The following is a 650-nucleotide window of genomic DNA, read 5'->3' as shown; positions in this document are numbered from 1 at the left end:
ACAGCCTCTGCCAGCTACGCTTATGCGGGGGACGCCAACCATGAGGGCAGCAGCGACAGCAARGACTTTACCATCGGCAAAGCMTCRAGCATCACTGCCGTTACGATCAACGGCGGYCCGTTCACCTATACGGGTTCTGCCATCGAGCCGGCAACAGTCAGCGTAACGGGMGCGGGAGGACTGAATCTGACTCCAGCGGCATCCTACGGMARCAACACCAATGCGGGAACAGCCACGGCCAGCTATACTTTTGCGGGCGACGCCAACCATGAAGGCAGCAGCGACAGCAAGGACTTTACCATCGGCAAAGCCTCAAGCATCACTGCCGTTACGATCAACGGCGGYCCGTTCACCTATACGGGTTCYGCCATCGAGCCGGCRACWGTCAGCGTAACGGGMGCGGGAGGACTGAATCTGACTCCAGCGGCATCCTACGGAAACAACACCAATGCGGGRACAGCCTCTGCCAGCTACGCTTATGCGGGGGACGCCAACCATGAGGGCAGCAGCGACAGCAAGGACTTTACCATCGGCAAAGCMTCRAGCATCACTGCCGTTACGATCAACGGCGGTCCGTTCACCTATACCGGCGCYGCCATCGAGCCGGCAACAGTCAGCGTAACGGGCGCGGGAGGACTGAATCTGACTCC

At 60.1% G+C, this 650-nt stretch carries 1 protein-coding gene; it reads left to right on the top strand.

All coding sequences use genetic code 11. The features are described 5' to 3' along the window. Positions 1-650: hypothetical protein (locus AC1DVP_RS21370; RefSeq protein WP_477185483.1), on the top strand; the 650-nt coding region annotated here is incomplete at both ends.

The sequence above is a fragment of the Flavobacterium sp. P3_A6 genome, from assembly GCF_056403035.1.
This window is presented reverse-complemented; position numbering and strand designations above follow the sequence as displayed.